Source organism: Arthrobacter dokdonellae, from assembly GCF_003268655.1.
GTDB classification, from domain to species: domain Bacteria; phylum Actinomycetota; class Actinomycetes; order Actinomycetales; family Micrococcaceae; genus Specibacter; species Specibacter dokdonellae.
In genome coordinates this window covers 4100272-4125497 of record NZ_CP029642.1, presented here as the reverse complement: position 1 = coordinate 4125497, position 25226 = coordinate 4100272, and the positions used below count along the sequence as shown (strand labels likewise).

At 63.2% G+C, this 25226-nt stretch carries 21 protein-coding genes; 8 read left to right on the top strand and 13 right to left on the bottom strand.

Annotated elements, in window-relative coordinates:
• Positions 1 to 9: 9 nt before the first annotated feature.
• Entirely contained in the window at positions 10 to 933 is a 924-nt protein-coding gene (locus tag DMB86_RS18375; protein ID WP_113719048.1) for an ROK family protein, read from the top strand.
• 1217 nt (positions 934 to 2150) lie between these two features.
• On the opposite strand, the gene manA is transcribed toward DMB86_RS18375, so the two are convergent.
• The 8 genes from manA to DMB86_RS18330 form a co-directional block, all read right to left on the bottom strand.
• Positions 2151 to 3377: a mannose-6-phosphate isomerase, class I gene (gene manA, locus DMB86_RS18365; RefSeq protein ID WP_113719046.1), complete on the bottom strand. Its 1227-nt coding sequence runs from the start codon at positions 3375 to 3377 to the stop codon at positions 2151 to 2153.
• Positions 3378 to 4352, bottom strand: a complete 975-nt coding sequence (locus DMB86_RS18360) for a BadF/BadG/BcrA/BcrD ATPase family protein (RefSeq protein WP_113719045.1) — start codon at positions 4350 to 4352, stop codon at positions 3378 to 3380. It lies immediately after the preceding gene.
• Positions 4349 to 7477, bottom strand: coding sequence for a GH92 family glycosyl hydrolase (locus DMB86_RS18355; RefSeq protein ID WP_227878494.1), 3129 nt, complete (start codon positions 7475 to 7477; stop codon positions 4349 to 4351). The genes DMB86_RS18360 and DMB86_RS18355 overlap by 4 nt, the downstream gene beginning before the upstream one ends.
• A 131-nt stretch (positions 7478 to 7608) precedes the next feature.
• The gene (locus tag DMB86_RS18350) at positions 7609 to 10635 is read right to left on the bottom strand and encodes an alpha-mannosidase (RefSeq protein WP_113719043.1); all 3027 of its coding nucleotides are present in this window, start codon (positions 10633 to 10635) and stop codon (positions 7609 to 7611) included.
• 60 nt (positions 10636 to 10695) lie between these two features.
• Positions 10696 to 12009, bottom strand: a complete 1314-nt coding sequence (locus DMB86_RS18345) for a glycoside hydrolase 5 family protein (protein WP_113719042.1) — start codon at positions 12007 to 12009, stop codon at positions 10696 to 10698.
• Positions 12009 to 12959 carry a carbohydrate ABC transporter permease gene (locus tag DMB86_RS18340; RefSeq protein WP_113719041.1) on the bottom strand — a complete coding sequence of 317 codons (951 nt, stop codon included), beginning with the start codon at positions 12957 to 12959 and terminating at the stop codon, positions 12009 to 12011. Before DMB86_RS18340 ends, DMB86_RS18345 begins: the two co-directional genes overlap by 1 nt.
• On the bottom strand, positions 12956 to 13834 hold the full coding sequence (locus DMB86_RS18335; protein WP_113719040.1) for a carbohydrate ABC transporter permease: 879 nt from the start codon (positions 13832 to 13834) through the stop codon (positions 12956 to 12958). The genes DMB86_RS18340 and DMB86_RS18335 overlap by 4 nt, the downstream gene beginning before the upstream one ends.
• Before the next feature lie 63 nt (positions 13835 to 13897).
• A complete protein-coding gene (locus DMB86_RS18330; protein WP_227878493.1) occupies positions 13898 to 15148 on the bottom strand; it encodes an ABC transporter substrate-binding protein in 1251 nt (416 codons plus the stop codon).
• 208 nt (positions 15149 to 15356) lie between these two features.
• Between DMB86_RS18330 and DMB86_RS18325 the strand changes: the two genes are divergently transcribed.
• Complete coding sequence (locus DMB86_RS18325) at positions 15357 to 16388, top strand: LacI family DNA-binding transcriptional regulator (protein ID WP_113719039.1); 1032 nt, start codon at positions 15357 to 15359, stop codon at positions 16386 to 16388.
• A gap of 23 nt (positions 16389 to 16411) precedes the next feature.
• Here DMB86_RS18325 and DMB86_RS18320 read toward each other — a convergent pair whose 3' ends face one another.
• Positions 16412 to 17452, bottom strand: a complete 1041-nt coding sequence (locus DMB86_RS18320) for a glycosyl hydrolase family 18 protein (RefSeq protein WP_227878492.1) — start codon at positions 17450 to 17452, stop codon at positions 16412 to 16414.
• A gap of 121 nt (positions 17453 to 17573) precedes the next feature.
• The gene (locus DMB86_RS21460) at positions 17574 to 17729 is read right to left on the bottom strand and encodes a fumarylacetoacetate hydrolase family protein (RefSeq protein WP_269467408.1); all 156 of its coding nucleotides are present in this window, start codon (positions 17727 to 17729) and stop codon (positions 17574 to 17576) included.
• Positions 17730 to 17849: 120 nt separating this feature from the next.
• On the opposite strand from DMB86_RS21460, the gene DMB86_RS18310 reads away from it, so the two are divergent.
• The 3 genes from DMB86_RS18310 (at position 17850) to DMB86_RS21210 (ending at position 18974) form a co-directional block, all read left to right on the top strand.
• Positions 17850 to 18221: an SPW repeat protein gene (locus DMB86_RS18310; protein ID WP_113719037.1), complete on the top strand. Its 372-nt coding sequence runs from the start codon at positions 17850 to 17852 to the stop codon at positions 18219 to 18221.
• A 113-nt stretch (positions 18222 to 18334) separates the two neighbouring features.
• Entirely contained in the window at positions 18335 to 18709 is a 375-nt protein-coding gene (locus DMB86_RS21685) for a helix-turn-helix domain-containing protein (protein WP_227878491.1), read from the top strand.
• Positions 18639 to 18974 (top strand): hypothetical protein, encoded by a 336-nt coding sequence (locus tag DMB86_RS21210; protein ID WP_227878798.1) that lies wholly within the window; start codon positions 18639 to 18641, stop codon positions 18972 to 18974. Before DMB86_RS21685 ends, DMB86_RS21210 begins: the two co-directional genes overlap by 71 nt.
• Before the next feature lie 665 nt (positions 18975 to 19639).
• Here DMB86_RS21210 and DMB86_RS18300 read toward each other — a convergent pair.
• A complete protein-coding gene (locus DMB86_RS18300) occupies positions 19640 to 19816 on the bottom strand; it encodes a CsbD family protein (RefSeq protein ID WP_113719036.1) in 177 nt (58 codons plus the stop codon).
• 895 nt (positions 19817 to 20711) lie between these two features.
• On the opposite strand from DMB86_RS18300, the gene DMB86_RS18290 reads away from it, so the two are divergent.
• Together DMB86_RS18290 and DMB86_RS18285 are read left to right on the top strand one after the other, a co-directional pair.
• Positions 20712 to 21041: a LapA family protein gene (locus DMB86_RS18290; RefSeq protein WP_113719034.1), complete on the top strand. Its 330-nt coding sequence runs from the start codon at positions 20712 to 20714 to the stop codon at positions 21039 to 21041.
• A gap of 150 nt (positions 21042 to 21191) precedes the next feature.
• Positions 21192 to 22115, top strand: coding sequence for a DMT family transporter (locus tag DMB86_RS18285; protein ID WP_113719033.1), 924 nt, complete (start codon positions 21192 to 21194; stop codon positions 22113 to 22115).
• Positions 22116 to 22289: 174 nt separating this feature from the next.
• Here DMB86_RS18285 and DMB86_RS18280 read toward each other — a convergent pair whose 3' ends face one another.
• Entirely contained in the window at positions 22290 to 22493 is a 204-nt protein-coding gene (locus DMB86_RS18280; RefSeq protein ID WP_113719032.1) for a cold-shock protein, read from the bottom strand.
• A gap of 496 nt (positions 22494 to 22989) precedes the next feature.
• Positions 22990 to 23826 (bottom strand): SDR family NAD(P)-dependent oxidoreductase, encoded by an 837-nt coding sequence (locus DMB86_RS18275; RefSeq protein WP_113719031.1) that lies wholly within the window; start codon positions 23824 to 23826, stop codon positions 22990 to 22992.
• Between the two features lie 90 nt (positions 23827 to 23916).
• On the opposite strand from DMB86_RS18275, the gene DMB86_RS18270 reads away from it, so the two are divergent.
• Entirely contained in the window at positions 23917 to 25224 is a 1308-nt protein-coding gene (locus DMB86_RS18270; RefSeq protein ID WP_113719030.1) for an ABC transporter substrate-binding protein, read from the top strand.
• Positions 25225 to 25226: the final 2 nt, after the last annotated feature.

Genomic DNA, 25226 nt, shown 5'->3' with positions numbered 1-25226 from the left:
GAACAAGTCATGGGTCTCGATATTGGCGGCACAACCATGTTGGCGGTGCTCTGTGACAGGGAACTGAACATCGTGGACCAGATCTCCGCGGCCACCCCGGCAAGGGAAGGAAACGGCGCGATGGCGGCGTGCGCCCTAGCTTTGGCACGCGCACTGCTTGAGCGTAACGACTGTGTGCTCTCCGCGCTGGGGGTCGGCGCAGCGGGCGTGATCGACCGTGAAAGCGGAACTGTCGTCACGGCCAGTGACTCTTTTGTGGGTTGGGCCGGAACGCCGCTGGGGCCCCTGCTTGCCAGCGGGCTGGGCATTCCCGTCGTCCTTGAAAATGACGTCAATGCGTTCCTGGCCGGCGAGATGGCCGCCGGCGCAGCCCGGAACCGGCAGCACGTCCTGGGAATTACCTTGGGCACGGGGGTGGGCGGCGCCGTCGCTTTCGACGGCCACATTATTCATGGCGCGCATGGCGCGGCCGGCGAGATTGGCCATATCCCGGGCTTCGGCAATGACCCCTGCACGTGCGGACAGCGTGGACATCTGGAGACGCTCGCCTCGGGCCGGTCGATTTCCCGGCGCTACTTCCAACGCTCCGGCCGTTCTAGGACTGCACGCGACATTGCTGGAGCCGCCCGTTTGGGGGACGCGGACGCCGGGCAGGTTTTCAGCGATGCCGGCCAGGGCGTGGCCCGCGGCATCCTGATGGCGGCCGGCCTGGCCGACATCTCAGCAGCAGTGATTGGCGGGGGTGTCGCCCACGCCTGGGACCTGCTGTCGCCTGCAATGGAGGAGGTTTTGGCCAATGAGCCTCCCGTGAACGGGCACGTCATTGCCGTTCGAAGGTCCGCGTTGGGCCACCAGGCCGTGGCCGTGGGCGCATGCGCATCAGCACTATCCAGCCTGGGGGAGCTGCCGGTGCCCTCGGCAACCAGGCACTAGCGGGAGTTTTCGGACTACTTATCCATCCTTGGGTTAAATCCAGTCTGGGAGGAGACCTTCCATCATCGTCAGCAGATGCCGGGTTCGACATACGGCTGACGGATTCCTTTGTCTCCCTACGTGTCTTGAGGCATTTGATGGAACCTGGCTCGACGAGAGCCGACGAGTGTAGGGTGTCGATCAATGTCCCATTTGCGCGGATCTCGAGGAGTCGATGACTGTGAAAGAACTTCGGAACATGCCTCGGTGGGCGACCATACTTTCTCTTTGCGTGGCCGCTACGGCAGCTGCTTTTGTTGTCATCGGACTATTCCAAGCGCTATCTGGTGCCGACGCAACGCAAGTCCTTTTTGGCGCTTTGATTGCCGGCGCGCTGGCGTTCGGCGCGCGGTCCGTTGCAGTCAAGGGAAACCCTGGGCTGTCGGGGCGTCGGGACACCCCAACCGTCGGAGCCCTCTCGACTGGTGATGTCGGGCACCGTAGTTTCCTGATGTGACCGGACGCCCGGTCGAACGGTCGTAAGTATGGCCGATGACCAACGCCTTGCGACCCGGAATGCAGGGAAAGACGGGCTGGCCCGGACCTGCCGCAGCCCTCTATTGGTCCGCAGGCTCAAGGGAATATTGCCCGATTACATGAGCTGGAAGATCGAAGCTGCAGCGCGGCATCTGATTGTTGTCTTACGGGTGATGTCCTGGTACGCATGGCGCCGCCAGTACGGATATCGGAGGCCCAATTTTGTCAGCCACAGCCTCAAATCGAGCAGGACCGGGAAAACCGCTGATTCCCGCGGACTTCCGGCCCGCCAGTTGACAAGCTTCGAAAGCAGGTTCATCGGTGATCCTCCTCGGGGCAGTGCAGACTACCGCCCGTGCCTATCATTTTTGCTCTCGTAGCCTCGGCGCGGTGATACGTGGGGGAGACTGTGAAGTCGATACGCGGTCAATACTGACCTGTCAATGCTGACCAAGGGCATCGAGGTATTTACATCTGCTCAAATAAATAGCCACGCTACTACCGATCACCCGGACTAGGTACACCATAGGTGCGCACGATGCGTTGTTGCCACGGCCGACTCCGAATAGCTCGTCTTCAAATCGTAGTCGTCACGTACTTCCTATTTTACGTCGCGTCCCTTGGCTGAGCCGGACGGCCTGGAATCCATCCGCCAGCGCCGCCACCGCAGCCGTCCGCGCTTTCGGTTTGGGTGTGCGGGGTCAGTTGGCGGGCGGGGACCCGGTGGTGGCCAGAAAGACCTGGCCCGAGCCGGCGAGCGTGAGAAATCCTTCATCAGGCGTGATGTAAAGCGCCTCACCCTTGGCCGCCGTTCGGGACGATCGGCTCCCCTCCAGATGGGCCTGTCCTTCTGAAACGAAAATTATCGTCGGCCCCTCCAGGTCGAGGGACACCATAGAGTCTTCCAGATCGGCTTGAATCAGCTGGAAATCTGCCACCTCGGGACGAAAGACCTTGACACCCCGTGCCAGCTGATCTGGAAGCAGAAGAGGAACGGGGCTGGGGCTGAAGTCGAGGACTTGAAGAAGTTCCTTCACGTCGACATGTTTCGTGGTCAAGCCGCCGCGAAGGACATTGTCGGATGCCGCCATGAGTTCGATGCCGACGCCGTGCAAATAGGCATGGATGTTACCCGCCGGTAGGTAGAGTGCATCTCCGCGGGAGAGCGTCACGTGGTTCACGAGCAGTGACACAACGATGCCAGGGTCTCCTGGATAGCTATTGGCAAGTTGCCGGATGGTGCTCAGAGGGGTTGGCTTCTCCTCGACGCCGGCGGGATGGGTTGCCAAGTGGACGAGAGCGTCCACCAGCCTGGAAACTTCGGGCGACCCCTCAAGGAGCCATTCCACGACCGGGCTGAGCCCCGTTGCGGCACCGATTCTCGCGGAGAACTGCTCCAGGTCGGACCGGGCGGCTGGATCCCCGAGAGCACGTCGACACAGCTTCCGGACTACGGATTGCACCTCGTCGAGAGATCTGAACCCGCAGAGTGCTTCGAACGTTTCGCTCAGGACGACGAGAAGTTCGGGCTTGTGGTGCGGATCCCGATAGTTCCGAAAGGGTGCATCCAAGGGGATGCCGGCTGCGTTCTCACGTTCGAATCCGGCGGCTGCCTGGACTTCTGTAGGGTGCGCCTGAAGCGAGAGTGGCAAGGATGCCGCGAGCACCTTCAGCAGGAACGGTAGGCGCGTTCCCGGTGCCAGCTGGGGACCGAGTGCCTGGAGTGGGTCGGCCGCGATCCACTCCGCCAGCGTCGTGTGACCGTCCATTCTTGCAGGGTCGACGATGCGTGCCGGGGAAGCCGGGTGTGCTCCCAACCACAGCTCTGCTTCGGGTTTTCCCGACTCCTCCCGCCCGAGGATGGACGCGACGGCCGAGTGGGATCCCCAAGCATACTGCTTGGGATCGTTGGCGATGGAGACGAACATTCAGATCCCTTCTGACATTGATCGCGTCGCTGCCCCGGCATGGTTTCCCTCTCTGGGCCGGCTGTGGAGGACATTGGGTGTCAAAGCGCTCTCGGGGGCGAGCGTCGTCAGCTTTTCCGCCCCGTCGAGGGGGTTGGAAAGGCCGACGGCGATATCCGCTTCCGGAATTTGCGTCCTCACCGCGCCATCGAATGCTGCTGCCAGGTGCGGTGACGTGAATGCTCCCCCTATGGCGCAGACCTTCGGACAGGGTGCAGTGGCCTCTCCGACGCGCCGCAGTCCGCATGCCGCAGCCAGCGCGAGTTCACTGCCTGCCGCAGCAATGATTGTCGCGGCGACGGGATCTTCACCGGCAAGCTCCCCGACCGTTCTCGAATAGGCGGCGACGCGCCGTACCCTCTCGACATCGCCCTGCAGTTCAATATAGGCAGATTCAAGGTCCGGGAAGTCTTTCCGCACTGCCGCGGTCAGCGCGGTTTGGGGGCCCCTGCCGTCGTGGGCGCGCATCACGGCATCGAGGGCCGCTCGACCGATCCAGTATCCGCTGCCTGCGTCGCCGATGATGTTGCCCCAGCCGTCGACACGAGCGACGTCATAGATTCCCACGGCGAGGGTGACGACGCCGGTTCCCGCAGCTACAACAACGCCCCGTTCGTCTCCCAGGGCTCCGAGGTACGCCGTGATCGAGTCATGTGCGAGCACCAACGACGTGGCGTCCAGCGGTCCGGCGGCTTCCAGGAGGATGTCAGGGTCCGCTTCGCCCTCGATCAGCCCGGAGGCGCCGATGCCGATCGAGTCAGCCCTCAGCCCCCGGCCGGCAACCGAGGTGAGGACGGTCCGCAGTTGCGCGGGGAGGGGTCGATCCGTGCGGATGCCAGGCAGCGACCATTCCTCCACTCTGGGCCCTTCTCGGTGGCGGAGCTTGATTCCGGTCTGTCCCGCATCAATGGCAAGGAGGCGAGGAAGGGCTTTCATGCGCCCCCCCTGGCAACCTGGGAGCCGTCGTCGGCACCGGACCCGCCCGCTGCCTGAGCCGGCCCGCTGACAGGGATGAGCTCCGCTTGCGTGAACAGGCACGAGGTCGAGGCCGTGAGGCGCATGAACCCGTCGCGCACTCCGCCGTGGATACGGAAGACCCGGGTTTGCCCGGACCATTCGAAAATCTCAGCGTCTCTCTCATCTGCGGCTGTGGCCACACCATCAGCCGTGACCCACGAGACGGACCAGGCGTAGGCGCCCGGTTCTGCCGCGGTGAGCGTGTAAAGCGAAGCCGCTCCGAGCGACACCGGAAAATCGACGGACTCGCCCACTGTGAGACGTACTGCCGTGCGGCCCTCGTCGTCCGTGAGGGGATGGGCGCCCCGAGGCAGCACATCAATCGGGCCGTCCGAAAAGCCGTGGAGGGAGGAGGCGCTGGGTGGTCGTGAATCGGCCGCCCAGCCGCACGGCTCGGAGGCGAGCTCAAACTCGACGTGGGCACCGGACGCGATCACATCGTGATCAATGGAAATGGACGACCACGGCTCACCGTTTACCTTGACGGAGCGGATGAACCGGCCTCCCTCCGTGCCGGGAACGACTTCCAGCACGGTGGTTGCGCCGCCGTCCAATCGAAGCTCGGTGCGGTGGACGGACGGTGGAATCAACACGTATGTCCCGGTTGCCGGAACCAAGGGATAGATCCCGATGGTGACGAACACATACCAGGCACTCATCTCCCCGTTATCCTCGTCCCCAGGGTATCCCTGGCCGTTATCGGAGCCGACGAACAGCCGATCCACGCATTCGAGCAATACTCGATGCGCATCGTCGTGCCTGCCGGCGAACATTGGAAAGAACGGGATATGGTGTGCCGGCTGATTCGACAGGCCGAGCATCCCCATCCGGATGTCGCGCGCCTCGGTCATCTCGTGGATGGCGAAGCCATAGGATCCGCAGTGCTCCGATGATCCGGTCTCGCGGCGACGATAGAAACGATCCAGCGCGCTCATCAGTCCGTTTTCACCGCCGTGCAACGCCGCGACCCCTGCACCGTCGTGCGGAGCCGTGAACATGGTTCCCCACGCATTGGTCTCGGTGTAGTCATGGCCCCACTCATCCGGGTCGAAGTCTCGCCCCGCTACCCGCCAAGCGCCGTTCATCGTGCGGCCGAGGAAGAATCCCAGGTCCGGATGGAACACGTTCCGATACTGCAAGGACCTCCGAGTGAACCACTCGGCCTCGGCAGCCAGCCTTTCCGCCGTACTGGAACCAGGCTCGGCTCGGTCGGCCAGCAGGCGCGCCAACACAGAGATCGACCAGTCGTTGATGGCCGCGTCCAGCGTCCAGGACATGCCCTCGTCCGTGGCGGTGTCCACGTAGCCGCGAAAGGCGCCGGGCAGAATCCCCTTGCGCCCCACCCGGGCGTCTGGAGCCGGCACGGTGGCATTCTTCACGGCCGCGCGATAAGCGAGTTCCGGATCAATGCCGGGAACATGCTTGGCCAACAAGTCGGCCAACACCGTATCGCTGGTGGTTCCTGTCATGACGTCCTCGGCGCCCGGTGCGCTCCACCTCGGCATCCAGCCGGAGTCCACGAAATGTTGCAGGAAGCCCTGCGCCAGGGTGCCGGCGCTGCGCGGGGTCAGCAGGCCAAGCAGCGGCCAGGCGGTACGGTACGTGTCCCAGAATCCGTTCGTCGTCGTGAAGGGGGCCTCCACCACCTCCCGTCCGGGTACAGCGCGGATCGAACGTTCCAGGGTCTCTCCGTACGGCGAGCGGTAGTGGGGGGCGCCGGTGAGGGCGGTTTCGCCAGCCCGGTTCGGGTACAGGAACAACCGGTACAGTCCGGAGTAAAGGGACACAAGCCGATCGTCGCCAGCGCCCTCCACCTCGAGTGTGCCGAGCTTTTCCGCCCATTGCTGCTCGGCTGCGCCGAGCATGGCATCGAATCCGCCCGCAGCAGCCAGGTTCGCCGCTGCGTCCGGAAACGAAACCGTCGAAATGCCCAACAGGACGTCCACCGGGCCGTCCACCGCCACCAGCAGTGAACCGCGCAGGAGTCCCGACACCACACTGGTCCGGTCCGCCAGGACGTTGGGCACGCGCAGGTGCACGTAGTGTTGCGGCGATTCCGCGCGGTCGTCCAGGAGCACCTCAATGACGGTGTCGGCGCCCTCGGTGTGCACGTGCACATCCCGCACGGCCCCATGGTGGTCCACGATGATCGACGCCTGATCGGTTGCGCCTGGGAAGATGAACCGTAGGCCGAGGGCGAAGTCACCGGCGGTCATCGTTGCCTCGACGATGCCGGCCTCACCTGCATCCAAGCGCACGGAATACCGATGCGGGCCATCTTGTTCACTGTCGTGGTCGAACGCGAGGGCCCGCTCCGTCCGCCCCGTTGGGGGCTGGGCGAGTGGGCTCGGCATGAGCTGGAACACTCCCCGGTCCCCCATCCACGGCGAGGGCAGATGAGACGTCGCGAACGCTTCAATCGTCGGACGGTTGTCGCTGACGCGATTGTGTTCATGGTACGAGTATGGCCACCGCGATTCGTCTGCCCGGGTCATCGGCAGCCCGAACACGCCCCCGTGCGGAACGGCTACCAGGGGGGCGGTGTTGCCCCGTGAAAACCGTCCCGACGAGTGCGTGCCGCGGGTCGTCCGTACCAGGTCCAGGGGTCTGGATGGGCGGGGCGGGTTGGGCCCGATCAGCACCTCGTCAATCCAGCCGCGGATCGCCAGGGGCGACGCGCCCGCTCCGTTGGTCGCCACGCCGAGCACCGCTTCGGCGCGTGCGACGGTTCGACCGAGCACGGCGTCAAGTTGCACCGTTCGGCGATTCCACTGATCCACCCAGGCGGTACGGGCCGTGAACTGCGCGTCGGCGGAAGGCAGGGTGCCGTACTGATCCATCACGGCGTGTTCGGAGAGCCGGGTGCCGTCGTCGAACACGAGGTCGACGGCGAACGCCGTGGCGTCCCAGAAGTGGTCCAGGTCCGAGTCGTCGGGCTCGATTCGGCCGGCGGGAAGCGAGCGTTCGGGGAACCAGGCCCACATGAGCCGTTCATCGGCCTTGATCGTACGTCCAGCCAGACCGGGCACTTCCAGCACGGTCACCGTTCCCACCCTGCCCTCAAGGAGCGTTGCGTTCACCGAGGTCAGTCCGACTCCGTTCCGCGCGGCAACCGCCGTCGTCGGGCCGCTGCCTCCGGGCGTTCCCGCGGCGGCGTCTTGCTCCACTGCCGCCGTCATGCGAGCCGGAAGCGCATCGTGCGCACTTCGAACGGTGCCAGGGCGAGCGTTACCACGCCGTCGTCCATTGGCGATTCCGGATTCTCCTGGGCCCCGAGCGGTCCTTCGAGAAGGGACACGGTCGTCGCTTGGGCGACCGGCGCGTGCACGCTCAGCGCTCCCGTCGTGCGGCGCCCGATCGGCTCGTAAACGCGCACGACCAGGTCACCCGAGCGATCGTCCGCCAACTTGACGCTTGACACGACGATGCCACCGTCGATGGAGACCAGGGGGGAGAATCCGTGATCGCCGCGCAGGGAACGGCCGTCCAGGTTCAGCAACACACCCTCCTCCGTGGCCCCGGCCACTGACGTTCCAATGACGAGGCCGAACCGATGGGTCTGCCTGCCCTGGTCGGTCTCCGGGTCCGGAAAGCGCGGGGCCCGCAGCAGCGAGAGGCGCAGGGTCGTGGTGACGTGGCCATCGACCGAATCCCGGGTCATGTCGTAACCGTAGGTGGAGTCGTTCACCAAGGCGACGCCGAAGCCCGGTTCTTCCACGAGAACGTACCGGTGCATTGATGTCTCGAACTTGGCGGCCTCCCAGGACGTGTTGGTATGGGTGACCCGTTTGTTCGCACCGAACTGTGTCTCGGCGATGGTGTGCTCGGCGTGCACGTCGAGGGGGAACGCCAGCTTGAGGAATTTCTCGGTCTCATGCCAGTCCACAGTTTGGGTGATTTCCAGTGTGCGGGAGCCCGGTGCCAGCGAGAGCGTCTGATCGATGGCAGAGTCGGAGAAGGTGCGCTGCACCCTGACCCGGGCGACGCCACCGCTGCCAACCTCCGCATCGAGCGCTTCGACGCAACGAATATCCTCGACTCTGTTGCGGTAGTAGCGGTCGACGTCCCATGCATCCCACATGTTGGGAAAGTCCTGGTGCAGCTGCAATAGGTTGCCTGCTTGACCCGCAGGGATCGCATCGCGACCGGTGGAGAGATCCAGGGCAGACGTGACGAGTCCGGCCCGGCTGATGCTGACACGAACCAGTTCATTGGTGAGCACGTACCCGTCGGATACCTCTTCGAGCCGAACAGGTTCGGTCGGGTTGAGCTCCGTTGCCGGCGTCGCGCTGAGGGCGCGCACGCCGGAACGGGCGAAGGGTGCCGGGTTGACGACAATCGCCGATTCCCCCGATCCAGTGAGTGCAGCCAGCGCGTCCGCGATGATGGCCTCCAACCGCTTGGTGACACGGGCGTATTCCTGAACCGTTTCACGGTGCACCCATGCGATCGAAGTCCCGGGCAGAATGTCGTGGAACTGCTGTAGCAGGACCTGACGCCAGCATTCGTCCAGTTCGTCATATGGATACGCAAACCCGACGCTCACCGCGGCCGTGGCACTCCAGAGTTCCGCCTCGATCAGCAGGTGCTCGGTGCGGCGGTTGCCTTGTTTGGTGCGGTGCTGCGAGGTCAGGGTGGCTCGGTGCAGTTCGAGGTACAGTTCGCCGACCCATACTGGCGGATTGGCCAGCTCGGTGCGGGCTCGCGTGAAGAATTCGTCCGGATGTTCCCAGTGCACGCGTGCACTGCCCTCCAAGTCCCTCAGTCGCGAAGCCTTGCCTGTCATTTCGCGGGTCGTTCCGCCTCCGCCGTCGCCCCAACCGACGGGAGCGATGGAACCGGAAGCCAGACGGTTTTCGCGGAACTGTTTGGCGGCTTTGGCCACCTCAGCGCCGGAGAGCTGCGAGTTGTAGGTGTCCATCGAGGGAAAATGCGAGAACACCCGGGAGCCGTCGATCCCCTCCCAGAGGAAGGTGTGGTGGGGAAACTTGTTGACTTGATTCCAGGAGATCTTCTGCGTGAAGAACCATTGGAATCCGGCACGTTTCATCAGCTGCGGTAGCGCGGGCGAATACCCGAAGCTGTCCGGGAGCCAGACCCCCTTCGGTTCGATGCCGAACTCCTCGCGGAAGAATCGCTGGCCATACGCGAACTGCCGTACGATCGATTCGCCGGTGGGCATGACCGTGTCCGACTCCACCCACATGCCACCGAGGGGCAGGAACCGTCCGGCGGCGACAGCGGCGACGATGCGCTCCCAGACCTCGGGACGATGCTCCTTGACCCATGCGTACTGCTGGGCGCTGGACATTCCGAAAAGGAAGTCATCGTCCTGCTCGATCAGCTCCGTCATGGAGGATGCCGTGCGCGCCACCTTGCGGATGGTCTCCCGGACCGGCCATAGCCAGGCGGAGTCGATGTGTGCGTGTCCGACGGCGGAGATCCGGTGCGCCGACGACTCCGCCGGGGAAGCGAGGATCGGGGCCAGCACGGCGCGCGCAGCCGTCGCCGTCGCCGGGATCTGCTGCAGGTCCAGCTCGTCCAGCGCGTCATCGAGGGCTTGCAGGATCCGCATCCGGCGCGGGCCCTGCGGGAGTTCCTCCTGCAGTTCGAGCAGCACCTCAATGTCGAGGGCGAGTTCGTGCACCTCTCGCTCAAATACCGCCAACTCCATCCTTCGGGTGGCGTAGAGCGGACGCTTGGAGGAGGTGAGGATGTCGCCCTCCTGCGTGGGCAGGAAGGGATGGTAGTCCAGCAGCACCGGATTCGCGGCAGCCTCGAGGAATAGTTCGATACTTTCGCCTCCTGCCGCCTCTTCCTGGACCAGGATCCATTGGTTCCGGGGATTGATCGACTTCACTGGGGAACCGTCCGGCCGGTAAACGAGCCCTTCGCACTGGAACCCCGGCATGTTCTTGTCAAAGCCGAGATCCACGAGGGCATCGATCCTGCGGCCCGCCCACTCGGGCGGGACCGTGGCGCGTAGCCGGAACCACGTCGTCCCCCACGCGGCACCCCATGGTGTGCCCACCTCGTACGGCTCGAAATGCAGGGCCAGACCCTCTGTCGGGGAAATGGGTTCCCCGGGCAGTTCGTGCCAGGACACCTCCAATGGGATGGTGGTGCCGTATACGGCGGGCACAATCCGTTCGTCAAGGACGCGGCGCGCCCGGCCGATGGTCAGGGGGATATCGTCGTGCATCAGGGCCTTTCAAAGTGGTCTGCCGCCATTGTGTCTGGCAGACGGATAGGGTGTTCGAGATCAGTGATGGGTGGCCGGATGGGCAATGGACAGTTCGATTCTGTCGATGCCGGCCGGAACGACGTGGACTTCGGTGATGCCGCGCGCGGCAAGGAGGAGCGCATCGGCAACTTTGGACCGCAGCACCACCTGGGGACCACGTCCAGTCGACGCCGCGTGATGGAGCCAAGCCTGCGAAAACCGGCCCCCTGGTGCGCATGATTTCCGCACGTCTGCGACCGGTACGCCGGCGGCGTCGACGTCCTCGAGGATGAGCGCATCGCGAGGCGGCGTGCCGGCCCCCGCCTTCGCGTTCCTGAACTCGTGCACGAGCTCGGCGAACCGCTCGCCGGTCGGCTTCAGCACCCCGTCGTTGGTGAAGAGCCCGAGGTCGTACTCCAGCTCCGGGAAGTCCGCTAGTTTCCGCGATACGTCGTGCGAGCACCACCAGGTGACACCGAAGTTGTTCTGCACGTCTGCGGCGTGCCGGATCGTTTTCTCGAGAAACTCGGGGGCGTCCTTGACCGGGACGACGTTGGTCGGCGCCCCCACCTCCTGTAGCCAGTTCAGGCGATTCGCGTCGCGATTCCAGGCGGCAGCGAGCTGCATCAGGTACTCGGCATGTCGGGCGGAGCCCTCGCCGAGCGGGCCATGGAGTTGCGCGGCACCGTTGAATACCCAGGAGTGGGTGACTGTCAGGTCCCCGTAGTCGGCGGCGTGCTCGGGGCCGAAGGGCTGGGCGTCGTCGTACCAGGCGGCATCGTATTGGGCGACCGTCACGAGGGGAGCCCTGGCCGCCGGTGTCGAGCCGAGTTCCGCACGGACGGCACCGACCATGGAGGCCAGCCACGCGGAGGCCTGCTTTTCCGTTGCCCGGTGCGGCGTCGGATGGGGATCGTGGGCAAATTGGTTGAGTTCGTTCCCCAGCGTCACTCCGAGCAGGTTGGGGCGGCTGGCCACGGCGCTGGTGAGCTCCCGGACATACGTCGCGGTGGAGGTGATGACTTCAGGCGCGACGAAAATGTTGCGCCGGTGCCACGATTCCAGCCAGGACGGGATGAAGTCGAAGCTTGACAGGTGGCCTTGCAGTGCGTCCACGTTGACGTCGAGCCCGAAGGACGCCGCGATATCGACGACCTGGACGATGTCCGCAATCGCGGACGGCCGGATAAGGGTGCGGTTGGGCTGAACGAGCGGCCAGAGCGGAAAGATCCGCACATGATCGACGCCCAGGGAGGCAATTCGTTCCATGTCTGCTGCGACAGCAGACGGCGAGAAGTCCAGCCAGGAGTGGAACCAGCCTGCGGATGGGGTGTAATTGACGCCGAACCGCATCAGCCCTTGACCCCGCCCTCTTCAACGCCTTTGAAGAAGTACCGCTGCAGGATGGAGAAGATCACGGCGATGGGAATGAAGGCGATCATCGTACCCGCCGCGATCAAGCGTTGATCATTCGAGAACGTCCCCTGGAGGTACTGGAGGCCCACGGTCAGGGTGAGTTTGTCGGGTGACTGGAGCACGATGAGCGGCCAAAGGAAATCGTCCCAGGCTCCGATGAAAGAAAAGATCGCGATGACGGCAATAGTGCCCTGCACGGCGGGAAGGGCGATGTACCGTAGCCTCTGCCAGGAGTTCGCTCCGTCGACGACGGCCGCCTGGTCGATTTCTTCGGGAATCTGGCGGAAGGCGTTGTACATCAGTAGAACGTTGATTGCGGCGATCATCCCCGGCAGGGCGACACCCACCAGCGAATCGGAGAGACCGAGGTCCTTGATCGTCACGAACTGCGCGATGATCGTCGCCTCGCCTGGCAGTATGAGCGTGGCAAGGAACAGGCCGAGGACGATCCGCTGCCCCTTCCAGCGGAGACGGGCGAGCGCGAACCCGGCGCACGTGGCGAAGACGAGGTTCCCGACCACGTCGATTGCTGCGACTGTCAGCGAATTGACGATGTACAACCAGACGGGGATCGCTTCGGCGACCTTCCCATAATTCTCCAGTGTCGGCTGGCTGGGGATGAACGACGGCGTCGAAGTGTAGATGTCCTCTCCGGAGCCCTTCAGCGATGTGGAGAGTTGCCAGAGGAACGGGCCGACGACGATGAAGAGCACGATCACGAGCAGCACGTAGCGCAGGATCAGCTCGCGCCGGGACATGACGCCCCAGCCCCGGCGTCGACGCCTTGCCCCCGTAGGTGGTGGTGGAGTCCTGCCGCCCGTGACGTCGGGCGCGGGCGATACCGCCCGGCCGATGACGGCGAAGTCCGGATCGGTGATGTCGCTCATTGCTGCGCCTTGCTGTTGAGTCGGGCGAGTACGAGCATCGGAACGAGCGTGACCGCGAAGAGCAGGAGGCTCAGTGCCGAGGCGTAGCCGAGGTTGCCGGTGAACCCGCGCGCGTACTGTTGGATGAGCATGACGACCGACTGGTCCTGGCCGCCGGGGCCTCCGGAACCGTTGGTCAGGATGTAGAGCTCGCTAAAGACCCGGAGGGCGGAAACGCACACCAGGATGCCAACAAGCGTCATCGTGCCGCGGACGCCTGGCATGGTCACCGACCAGAACCGGCGGATGGCTCCAGCGCCGTCGAGCGCTGCGGCTTCGTGCAGGTCCTTGCCGACATTCCCCAGCGCTGCGAGGAAGATGATCATGTAGTAGCCCAGGCCCTTCCAGACCGTGAGGCTGATCGCGCTGAACAGCAGCAACCAACGGTCCGTGAGGAAAGGTAGGGGCCCTTGGACGATGCCGAGCGCCTTCACCATTTCGTTGATGACCCCGCGATCGTCGAGGATCCAGGTCCAGATGAGCCCGACGACCACGGCAGAGGCGATAACCGGCGAATAGAAGGCGGTGCGGAAGAACGCAATTCCAGGTAGCCGTTTCTCAACGAGCAACGCGATGAGGAGTGGCAGGATCGTCAGCAGTGGCAGGCAGACCGCCATGTACACGACACTGTTGAGCAGTGCCTCCCAGACCTGCGGGTCAGCGAACATCGTCTGGAAGTTTTGCAGTCCGACGAAGCGGCTGACGCCACCGAGCGGGCTCGCATTGGTGAACGCAAGCCGTACCGTGTTGATCGACGGCCACACACTGAATGCGAGTAACCAGACGAGGGCGGGTATGACAAAAATCCACGGGGTGAACCATCGGTTCGCGCGCACGCGGGTCTCCCTTCAGGGTTGGTGCCCGGCAGAGTCAGCGACCCTGCCGGGCGTGTGGAGCGGTCAGCCGTTGGCCAGTAGAGTGTTCATCTTTGTTTGCGCGGTCTGCAGCGCTTCCTTCGGTGTGGTCTCGCCCTTCATTGCCAGTGAGATCTGCTGGTCGAGGAAGGTCGACATTGCAGAGTTGGCTTCGACGGGTGTGAGGTTCTTCGCCGTTTTCAGTGCCTCGTTGGCGAGAACCCGCGCCTTTCCGTTGGGCGTCCCGTCATCTTTGGAGAAGAAGGGGTCTGACTGCGAGGACTTCGTGGAGGGGAAGATGTTGACCAGATGGGCGAAGGCCTCCTGGTTCTTCGCGTCCGTCATGTACTTCGCGAAGGCCTCGGCGGTGGCGAGGTTCTTCGATTTGGCCGAGACGCTCAGCCCTTGTACATAGAGCGGCGCAGTGTCAAGCGCGGGGGAAACGATCACGTTGCCCTTCAGCGAGGGGTTGTTCTTCTCGAAGTCGGAGATGCTGGTGGCACCGCCGGTGGTCCAGGCGACCTTGCCCTGGGTGAACAGCGTCGAGTTGCCCAGGTAGTCGCTGTTGAGCACGGACGGCGGCATGTACTTCTGCTGGTACGCCTTCGCGTACCGGGCGATGAGGTCCACCGCCTCCGGCGAATCGGCGAACGTGAACTTCGTGCCGTCATCGTTGAGAACCTTGACACCGGCGAGCGTGAAGTCCCCCAGACCCGGCTTGCGGCTCATCAGGTACTTGTCCGGGCAGTGCTGGTGCATCGTCGCGGCCTGGTCGAAGAGTTGGTCGGTCGTGGTGGGCACCTTAGACGGGTCCAGTCCGCAGTCGGAGAGCATGGTCTTGTTCCAGTAATCGACATCGGTGTTCAGATACCAGGGGTAACCGTAGGTTCCGTCGAGCCCCTTGTACTTGTAGGCGTCCAGTGCCCCGGCAACATACGTCGATGCCAGCGATGAGTCGCTCTTGCCGACATTCTGCAGGTAGCCGTGCTTGGCCAGTGGCAGGGCAATGTCAGGGGGAAGGTTGATGACATCAGGCAGGGAGTTGGACGAGGCCTGGCTGAGAACCTTGTCGGAGTAGCCGTCGCCTGGCTGATCGACCATTTTGACCGTAACCCCCGGGTGCTCCTTCTCGAAGCCGTTTTTCACTCCGTCGAGGTAGTCGCTGAACTTCGGCGTGAGCGCCCAGGTTTGCACGGTGATGGTGCCGTTGATCGACCCGTCACCGGAGGAACCGGAACCGCCGGATCCGCCGGAGCATCCGCTAAGCATGAGGGCCGCAACGCCCGTTCCGAGCATTATTCGACCCGCCCGCTTCATTGCGCGGCTTCGACGGTCTAGGGTGCGTTGCTTCATCGCTTGGAACTCCTTTGTGCAGGACGGTGACTGGAGGCCGAGGACAGTGATCTGCATCACCGTTATCCTCATTGCAATGACAATACTTATTCACTAAAGCGGTATAGTCAAGTGTGCCGGAATAAGTCCGTACCGTCTGCAAGGGGGAGTCATGAAACCGATAAAACGCGCCACCATCGCAGATATCGCCGCGCGGGCAGGAGTTTCGGCCGGCGCGGTTTCCTTCGCGCTGAACAACCGGCCAGGTGTCTCGGCCTCGACTCGGGCACGCATCCTTGAGATCGCCCGAGAGATGCACTGGCGCCCACACTCCGCAGCTCGCGCCCTCGGGGGCGCCCGAGCCGGCACGATCGGCTTCGTCCTCAACCGCCCGGCGCGAACGCTGGGCACCGAGTCCTTCTTCGGCGACCTCATTTCAGGCATCCAGCTGGGCTTGAGCGGTTCTCACGTCGGAATGAACCTCCTCGTCGCCCGCGACCTGCAGGAAGAACTGGACACCTACCAAGAGTGGTGGAACGGACACCAAGTCGACGGCGTCATCGTCATCGACCCGCGCACGGACGACCCTCGCGTGCAGCTCCTCGACGAACTCGGCATGCCGACGATCGTGGTCGGATCCCGCCCATCGTCCGAAGGCAGCGCTCCCTCCGTCTGGATCGACGATTCCGAGGCGGCGCTCACGGTTTTCAAATATTTGCATGCGCTCGGGCACACCAGAATTGCGCACGTCGCCGGCCCCGCGGAGTTCGAGCACACCGGACTGCGAATCGCGGCGTTACGATCATTCGCGGACTCAACAGGATTGAGCTCGGTGGAATCCCTGGTCACGGACTATTCGGCGGCGCAGGGTGCCGATGTCACTCGCACCCTGCTGTCGCGACAGGAGCGTCCGACGGCAATCGTTTTCGACAATGACGTCCTGGCTGTCGCCGGCCTCGGAGTTGCAGCCGAGATGGGGGTCGCTGTGCCAGCCCAACTTTCGATCGCTTCGTTCGACGACTCCGCCATGGCCCGACTGGTGCGTCCCTCGCTCACGACGCTCACCCGCGATACCGTCGAACTGGGGGAACGGGCGGCGCGGCTCCTGTTGGACCAGATCGGCGCCGACACGCCGCTGCCCTCCCGGAAGGGTCCGGCACTGACCTTGAGTCCGCGTGGCTCCACGTGCCCGCCACTTCGCTAGGGCAGTGCCGGGGCCGCTTCCGGTCAGTCCCGCATGGCCGCGCTGACGTCGCGGACCCACCGCCAGGGGGCGCCGGGCCCACCGGGAATGGAATTGAAGTATTCCCAGCCGGCAATGCCGCCAAACGTTTCATACGTATCGCTCAGGGATGCGATAGTGGAAGTCAGCTCAGACATGGGCACGTAGCCACTGCCACAGTTGGCAGGATTGGTCAGCGTCCCCGCAACGACCTTGCTGGCGGGAATAACGCCACGATCAATAATGGCCTTGTACCCTGTTGTGGAGGCTAACGTACCCCACCCACAATAGAACTGGGTGTTGAACCAGGCGATGGACTGGCCCCGTTCCTTGTACAGCTGTTCATAATCGAAGCCGGAGAGATTGCCACCACCCTTGAGCGCCGGTGCCACGGGTGCCAATGTGATCAGGAATTTCTTGCCAAAATCGGCTTTGAGACGGTCAATCAGGTGCTCCACGCCCGCGAGGGACATCGATTCCTCAACGTCAAGATCCAGGCCGTCCAACTTGTACCTGGAAATCACGGCCTTGAGTTCGGGATAGTAGGTGTCGAAGGTCTCTGGTTCGAGACGGTGGAAGCTTCCCGCAGCAGCACCGCCAACAAACCCGAGTACTTTAACGCCTTTGCGCTGCATGGTTGTCAGGTCTTTCCACATCACATCAAATTTCGGACTCGACGGCGAATCGTCATTGAGTCGAATATCCCCAGGGGTCTCATTGACGTGAAAAGCGCCCACAATCAGATCAGTCAGTCCCGTATGGTGATCGACCATGGCTTTCGGAGACACATAGTGGTTGTCGCTGTATTGCGTTTGGTAGTACATCACGGTGCGGTGGCTCTGTTTGGGTGACTGGCCGTGACCATGGCCGGGACCGCCTATCGCCGCGGGAGGTCCAGCAAGTGCCAATACCGCGACGATGGCCGTTACTGCCACTAGGCCAACGGTACGGGGCCAGTTGGCTCGGGCAGCCGGCGAAGAGACCGGTCTTGCTGCTGAGTTCATCATTTCCTCCATTGCTTGATTGACTTCGTCTGCGTCGGGCACCCTTTGCGAACTTCTGACCTCATCAAGACCGACAAGGTGACGCCGATGGTGAAGAACGACAAGGCGGCCGCAGCGACGCTCCCGCTACCAGGGCACTTCTGGCATTGGCAATCGTGCATGGCTAAACCGCTATAGTCAATGGTTCAAAGGGAAGGAACAGTTGGGGGTTTCGGCGGTATCCAACTCCGGATGGTGAGCCGGTGAGGATGACGTCACCTGCCTCCAGCGTGGCGAATTCGGAGATGGTGGCGATGAGTGTGGGGACGGTGAAGACCAAGGGATAGGTCTGATTTTTGTACACCTTCCCCGGCGAGGTTTGGAAACACCTCTTGACCGGTTGGTCAATCAGGCGTAGACCGGAATTTGTAAGTGACGTATTTGAAGGAGGGTGAGGTTGATGAAGACGTGGACCAAATGGCAGAACTGGGTGGCTGTGGCCGCTGGTTTGTATGCTGCCTTGGCGACGATCTGGACGACGACTGATGGAAAGACAACAACAACGCTGATCGTCTTGGGAGTTCTGACAATCATTGCCGGGCTGGTCAACTTGTCGATGCCGCGGATGGAATCAGTGGAGTGGGCGCAAGGGATTCTGGGCATTCTGCTCTTTATCTCCCCGTGGGTGCTTGCCTTCACCGGCATGACGGGAATCGCCATGACAGCCTGGATTTGCGGTGCCGTCACGATCGTTGTCACCGCATGGGCGATGCCCTCGGTGATGAAGGCACACGAAGGCCAGCAGCATCATCATCGGCCGTCGGCTGCATAACACCAACGTTGGCAGGGCCTCCGGCGCCCTTCCGGGTCCGGTGCCCTGCCAACTAGGATGCTGGTAAGTGGAGGGGGCTGGATTAGTCCGGCCCCTCAACGGATCCCTCATCAATGGAGGTCACAGTGAACGCGGGACAGGCGCAGGATCGCACCGAGATCCGCGGGGATGCCCGGAGGCTGATCTTGGATTCCGCCCAGGAACTCATCGCCGAACACGGGTTCAATGGCACCTCCACGGCCGCGATCGCCCAGTCCGCCGGTGTTGCCAAGGGTTTGCTCTTTTACTATTTTCCCACCAAAGCCGACCTGCTGGCGGCCTTGATGGCCGAGCGGCTCCCTCTCACGCCGTTGGACACTGACCGGCTGGCGATGCGGGGGGGACCCCGCCGCGGGGCTGATCGGCACGCTGGATGCGTTGAATCTCGGCGACCACAAATCCACCGTGCTTCGCGTGATCCTCTGGCGCGAGGCCGAAACCCATCCTAACGTCCGGGCCCAACTGCGCAAGTTCCAAACGAACCTGGAACGCGATACTGCGGCGGTGTTGCGCAAATGCCTTCCCGATATCGTGGATGCTGAACGGATCAAGACCTGTGCCACGGCCTGGGTCAGCGCCATATTTTCCTCTGCCACCGACGATCGGCTTTCCGATCTCGACGGTCTGCCTCGGCGCGGCAAGGAGCAGTTGAAGGCCATCGCCCTCATCCTGGCCGCCAGCCTGCGCGGACCCGCGGCCGTGCCGGCTTCATAAGTCCAGGACTCCCCGGCCCCTCAACGGCCCCCAGCCATGCGCGCCGCAGCCGGGATCACATCCAGGACATGCTCATCTTCACCCAGGAGCTGCGCAGCCTGGGACGGGTGCGGGACTGCCCGCGTTGAACGTGGACGAGGGCGAGTCTACGGAGAAGGCCACGCGGTGCATGCCGATGTCGTTGGGACGCGCCGTATTTTGTGTAGGGCACCTTCCCTGACATCTCTGGAAAGGGTCCCTTATGCTTTCAGTGGGGTTTCTTGGAACCGCTGGCGGGCTGGGGGTGGCATGAAAGGATCGGGGAACCGGGGGTTGGACAGGCGCAGTCGGGGGCCTGTCCTTCATGGTCGTGATGGTTTGCTCCACGACTCATTCGGCCCGGCTCATGGACCGCAAGGGAGCGCCGAAGGTGATGGGGTGGCGGTTCCTGCTGTATCGGCGTCAATGAGGACGGATTCAGGCCCCTCGGAACTCTTATCTGGCCGATGGCCACGCCCGTTACGGCACCGTTCATGGCGATGTACTTTACCCGGCCTCCCAAGATGTACTTTACCCGGCCTCCCAAGCAGTCAGGGGACTGTTATTGTCGGCGCCAGGCTCCCCTTAGAGGACCGGGCCGTGCCGCGGGGGAAGGCGGGGGCCCGGGAGTGGGCACTGACGGCGGGTCAGTGCTTCTCGAAGGCATCCTTGACTTTATCCCCGGCCTTCTTCATTTCGGCCTTGACCTGGTCTGCTTTGCCTTCAGCTTTCAACCGGTCATTGTCGGTCGCTTCGCCGGCGGTTTCCTTGCCCTTGCCGCCGGCCTTCTCGGCCGCGTGCTTGATCTTGTCACCCAAACCCATGATGCTTCCCCTTCCCCTGTGCTAGGCCTGCCGATCCTTGACGGCAGGATTCCTTCAGCATAACCCCGGAAACCCGGGTCGACGGGGGCCTGAATGAAGAACTGGGAAATTGCCGAAAGGTCATTCCACGGCGACCGTCGCCAGGGGCCGGACCGCCCTCTGTGAGGGCACAAACCAGCCGACGCCTGCAGTCTGGACGCCTGCCCGCGCTACTGTTCCCGCTCTGAAGTCCGGGCGTAGGCTGGGGGCGAAGACGAACAATCGGGAGGTTTCCCATGTCCGGCATGAATATGAAGAAGATGATTCATCAGGCACGGAGCCTTGTTGGGGCCGGGGTGGAGCAGATCCTGAAGAGCCCCACCGCCGTGGTTGACGCGGCCATTATGTGGAGGCGTGCCGACATGGCAGGGTGCGGGTCGCCCCAGGCGGTGGCAGGGATCATGGACACGGCGACGGATAAAAAGGTCCAACGCCGGGCACGGAAACGGGCCATAAAGGCCCTGAAACATGCAGCCCGCGAGCTTCACCGCCCCCCACCTCTCCGCACGAGGACGACAACGGCCTGGGTGGCCGCCGGGCTTCTGGGGGCCGCGACAGTGGCCGGAACCATCATCATGGTCCGCACCTTGCGCCGCAGGCAGCGGTGCACCGACCAGTTCGAAGTCGAAGAGGGCCATCGTGTCCCGGGTGGAGGCCTGGCGGAAGCGCCTGGCAAACGCCATCAGTCCGGCCAACCCACAAACGACCAGTCCCTATCGGTGACCCATGCAAACGTCACCGAAACGGACAGTGACATGCCGTTGCCCATACCGCCGGCCCAAAAATTCGACGGGCCCGACGGTGCGTATCTTCCGACCAAATCACCCGCGAGTTCATCGGAGAGGACAGTGTCCCCATGACTGAGGAAACGAACCCAGAGGAAAGTACCCCGCCGCACCCCACGGGCGGGCCGGCACGATCCAAGTCCAACAGCGTCGTGACGCGTGCGAGCATGATGTGGGTGGCGACGGCCGCCGGCCTGCTGGTTTTGGTGCTCCTGATCATCTTTATCCTGCAGAACCAGGAATCCGTCACGCTGCACTACTTCGGACTCAACGGCACCGTGTCGATTGGCGTGGGCCTGTTCATTGGAGCGGTAGGCGGCGGCATCATCGTCGCCATTGCCGGCACGGTTCGAATCATCCAGCTGCGCGCCCGGGTCCGCCGCAACAAACCCAGGCTGTGAGGGGGCATCCTGCGTGAAAGCCGTCCAGCTTTCCAGCAATTGGTGAGGCCAGCTGCTGCGGTGTTCGACTTGCCCACCATCAAATCATCGCCCGACTCTTGCCCGGGCCACCGCTACCGCCGCGCCCCTCACGACCGGTAATGTGGCGCCATGGCCATCGAACTGATCTCGCTGACGCCAATGCAGGCCCTTGGTGTCCCGGTGGCCCTTGTCGGTTCCGTCTTCCTGGCTCTGGGCGCACAGTTCCAGCACCGCGGAGTGTCAGAGGGCGAAACCGAGGCGGAAGCAACCAAAACAGGGCTGAACGTCAGGGATCTGCTGACCCTGGTGCGCCGGCCCGCATGGTTGGCCGGGACGCTGATGCTCGGTGTGGCCATCCTCTTGCAACTTTTCAGCCTGTATCTGGCACCGCTGACGGTTGTTCAGCCCCTGGGCGCCCTCGCTCTCGTTATTACTGCTGTCCTGAACGCACGAGCCGCCAAGGCAAAGCTGGGTTGGCCGACCATCCGGGCTGTGGCTTTCTGTGTGGGCGGCATTGGCTTGTTCGTCAGCGTTGCGGCCGTGACCACGACGACGGTTCCCATCCATGATGCCCAGCTGATCATCGTGCTGATCATTCTCGCGGTCGTGCTGGCCATCCTTGCATTGGCCTTCGGGTTTTTCCGCAGGAAGTTCACCACACTGTTTTACATCGTCGCGGCCGTGGTCCTGTTCGGGTTTGTGGCAACCGTGGCGAAAGTCGTCATTGACCGGGTCCACACGTTGGCCAGGTTCGGATTCCACTACGAACCAGGAGACGGGCTCACTTTCGCATGTGTCGGCGGATTAGCCGCCGCCGCCCTGTCGGGATCCTATATCGTCCAGAGCGCATATTCTTCCGGTCCGCCAGACCTCGTCGTCGCCGGACTGACAGTCATCGATCCCCTCATCGGCGTGAGCATCGGAATCGCCGTGCTGGGCGAAGCCTCCTCCGCCCCACTTTGGGCAGGCATCGTCTTCGTCCTCGCGGGCGCCCTGGCCGTCTACGGGGTCTTCCAACTCTCGACCCGCCACCCCCGAACCCGTCCAAGCTGATTCCCAACCTGTCCAATTCAGTTCCCGTGGAACTGGGAGACCGGCCCGGATACACTCCCCAGTCAAGGCGGGCACTGCTCGCGCCCTTCGCCGGTGCAGGCGGCTTAACCGGCCTTGGGACCATCAGTACACTGGGTGGCGCAAAGCCTGCGATCGCGGGTGACCAAACCCGGGTTAGAGTGGGCGGATGTTTTCTGCTTGCGGTCCTTTGGGTCCCTGGACAATCTCGAACTGGACCTTCTGGTTCTCATCCAGGGACCGGTAGCCGCCGCTGGCGATGGCAGTGTAGTGGGCGAAAACGTCGGGGGATCCGTCATCGGGGGCGATGAAACCGAAGCCCTTCTCTGCGTTGAACCATTTGACGGTGCCTGTGGCCATGGCTGTGTTCCTCCGTGAGACTTGTGGCCCGCCACCTACGTGGCGGCCGCGGACATCCTCGTCCGTGAACCCCAATGTACGGCGCGGGTGTCGTGCGGACAAGAACTGAAGCTGAACCGGAACGCTAACACTCGGGCGACTCTTTCCATGGTGGAGTCCGCGGTCGCGGTCCAGGCAAGGGGTTATGGTCCAGGACTGCCGCCGGCGCCTGGCACTCCCCGCTGTGGACCGGTTGACGGGGCAGGGAAGGTGAATGAGTCCGCAGGCCCATTGGGTATCCTTCTAGGTGGAAGAAATGCGGCGCCCATCTGCGCGTTCGGCGCCGGGGGCCGCTGGGTGCCAGCGTTATTCAGGATGGTGAGCAGCGTCTGGACCCCGTTTTCAGCACCAATCCCGCGCGCGGCGACTGGGGTGGTGAAGCCGAGCGTCGTCCACTGCGCAAGGGCCCTGTTCAGGACCCAGCTCAGTGCCGCGTTCCGTTGCGCTGATTCCAGGTTTAGGCCTCGGTTCCGCCGTCTACTCGCAGCACGACGCCGGTAATGAAGGCGGCCTGGCCTGAAAGCAGGAAAGCGGTTGCGTTGGCAATGTCTTCGGGTTGTCCCAGGTGCTTCATCGGGATTTCAACGGCGTAGGCGGCCTTGGCGTCGGTAGGCAGGGAGGCCAGCGCGGCGGTTTCAATGGCGCCGGGGGCCACGGCGTTGATGCGGATGCCTTGTTCGGCGGTTTCCTTGGCGACACTGCGGGTCAGGGAAACCACGCCGTGCTTTGCCGCGCCGTAGGGGGTCAGCTGCGGGGTGGCGCTGATGCCTGCCAGCGAGGCGATGTTCACGATGGAGCCACGCCCCTGCCCCAGGAAGTGTGCCACCTGAGCCTGCATGGCGAGGAAGGTGCCGCGCAGGGTGACGTTGATGGTGCGGTCCCAGTCCGCGGAGGTGATCTCCTGCACCGGCTTGGGCATCGCTCCTACGCCGGCATTGTTCACTCCCATGTTGGATCGGCCAAAAGACGCGACGGCGAAGGGAGCCAATGCGGTGACCTCATCGGCGTTGGCGACATTGGCGTGCTTGTAGGCCGCGCGTCCGCCGGCGGCCCTGATAAGCGACACGGTTTCGGCGCCGGCCGCGTCGTTGACGTCCGAAACGACGATCAAGGCGCCGTCGGCGGCCAGTCGCAGGGCAATGGCGCGGCCGATGCCGGCTCCGGCAGCGGTGACAAGGGCGACTTGGTTTTCAACATGGGAATTCTCTTCTCCTCCGGGGGTAAATGGCTGTCGTACAGGGGGTTTCGTAGTTTTAGCCGGAGAGGGCCTCGCGCCGGGAGCGAAGGACTTCATTTTTTTATTCGTCAGGGTGTTGATAATCACATCCCCGCCCACGTACAGTGTGTACTGTATACAAAATTATGGGCCGATCAAGGAAGTCACATGCCTAAATCACTGAAGTTTGTAGCCCCGCTGGTAGCGCTCACACTGCTCACCGGCTGTGCGAGTGGCGGGGTGCCGGGCGCCACGGGCCCTAAACTCGACGCCGGCGCAGCAGTGTCCGGACAAATCACCGTCTGGAGTTGGGACGTGGCGGCAACCGCCTTGAAGCGGTTGGCTTCGTCGTACACCAAGGAGCACCCCGGCGCCACCATCAACGTGGTGGACATCGGCTATGACAACGCTTACGACAAGATGTCCGTTGCGTTGCAGGCCAATAGTGGACTCCCGGATGTCGTCACCGTCGAAACGGACCACATGCCGGCGTACATACACCAGTTCCCCAAGGCTTTCACAGACCTCACCCCGTTGGTGGGTGGTGCGAAGGATGAATTCGACCCTTCCAAGGTCTCGGCTTCCTCCAATAAGGACGGACAGCTGCTCTCGATGCCCTGGGATTCCGGCACCGTCGCACTCTACGTGCGGACCGACTACTTCAAGGCTGCGGGCGTCGATCCCAAGGGAATGGGCACCTGGGATGAATTACTGGCCGCTGGGGAGAAAGTGAAGGCGGCGACCGGCCACGCCTTGATCTCCACTGATCTCTCCACCGGCAGCCTGTTCCAGATGCTGCTTCAACAGCAGGGCCAAGGCATCTTTACCCCTGCCGGCGAGATCAACCTGACTTCCCCGGCGGCCGTCAAGGCCCTGACGCTGATCAAGACCATGAACGACAAGGGGCTTCTGGACAACGTCAAGGGCTGGGACGGGCGCGTGACGGCCACCAAGAACGGCAAGTCCGCCGTTATGCCCTCGGCAGTCTGGTGGATAGGCACGCTCACCGGCGAAATGCCCGAGCTGGCCAACAAGTTCACCGTGGTACCGCTGCCAGCCTTCACCCAAGGCGGCACGCAGACCTCCAACGACGGCGGCTCCACCCTGGCGGTCCCCACGCAGGCCAAGAACCCGCAGTTGGCCGGCTCCTTCGTGAAGTTCATGCTGGCCAACAAGGACAACCAGGTCTCCATGATGAAGGATGAGGGCCTGTTTCCCTCATACCTTCCGGCCCTTGATGCACCGTTGTTCCACGAACCGCAGCCATACTTCGGAGGCGAAAAGGTCTATGAGCTCTTCGCCGCACAAACCCGCAAGATCCCGTCGATCACGTACACAAGTGACAACGCTAAGGCCGGGGACACGGTGTCCAACGCCGTCGTTGCCTCGGTGCTCAACCATCAGGATCCGGCTGCGGCATTGAAATCCGCTGCGGATCAGATCGCAACTGCCACTGGGCGAAAGATTGCCCAGTAGCC

Coding starts and splice junctions, on each gene's coding strand:
- DMB86_RS18375 (WP_113719048.1), top strand. CDS start 10: ATGGGTCTCGATATTGGCGGCACAACCATGTTGGCGGTGCTCTGTGAC.
- manA (WP_113719046.1), bottom strand. CDS start 3,377: ATGTTCGTCTCCATCGCCAACGATCCCAAGCAGTATGCTTGGGGATCC.
- DMB86_RS18360 (WP_113719045.1), bottom strand. CDS start 4,352: ATGAAAGCCCTTCCTCGCCTCCTTGCCATTGATGCGGGACAGACCGGA.
- DMB86_RS18350 (WP_113719043.1), bottom strand. CDS start 10,635: ATGCACGACGATATCCCCCTGACCATCGGCCGGGCGCGCCGCGTCCTT.
- DMB86_RS18345 (WP_113719042.1), bottom strand. CDS start 12,009: ATGCGGTTCGGCGTCAATTACACCCCATCCGCAGGCTGGTTCCACTCC.
- DMB86_RS18340 (WP_113719041.1), bottom strand. CDS start 12,959: ATGAGCGACATCACCGATCCGGACTTCGCCGTCATCGGCCGGGCGGTA.
- DMB86_RS18330 (WP_227878493.1), bottom strand. CDS start 15,148: ATGCTCGGAACGGGCGTTGCGGCCCTCATGCTTAGCGGATGCTCCGGC.
- DMB86_RS18325 (WP_113719039.1), top strand. CDS start 15,357: ATGAAACCGATAAAACGCGCCACCATCGCAGATATCGCCGCGCGGGCA.
- DMB86_RS18310 (WP_113719037.1), top strand. CDS start 17,850: ATGAAGACGTGGACCAAATGGCAGAACTGGGTGGCTGTGGCCGCTGGT.
- DMB86_RS21685 (WP_227878491.1), top strand. CDS start 18,335: ATGGAGGTCACAGTGAACGCGGGACAGGCGCAGGATCGCACCGAGATC.
- DMB86_RS18300 (WP_113719036.1), bottom strand. CDS start 19,816: ATGGGTTTGGGTGACAAGATCAAGCACGCGGCCGAGAAGGCCGGCGGC.
- DMB86_RS18290 (WP_113719034.1), top strand. CDS start 20,712: ATGACTGAGGAAACGAACCCAGAGGAAAGTACCCCGCCGCACCCCACG.
- DMB86_RS18285 (WP_113719033.1), top strand. CDS start 21,192: ATGGCCATCGAACTGATCTCGCTGACGCCAATGCAGGCCCTTGGTGTC.
- DMB86_RS18280 (WP_113719032.1), bottom strand. CDS start 22,493: ATGGCCACAGGCACCGTCAAATGGTTCAACGCAGAGAAGGGCTTCGGT.
- DMB86_RS18275 (WP_113719031.1), bottom strand. CDS start 23,826: ATGAAGTCCTTCGCTCCCGGCGCGAGGCCCTCTCCGGCTAAAACTACG.
- DMB86_RS18270 (WP_113719030.1), top strand. CDS start 23,917: ATGCCTAAATCACTGAAGTTTGTAGCCCCGCTGGTAGCGCTCACACTG.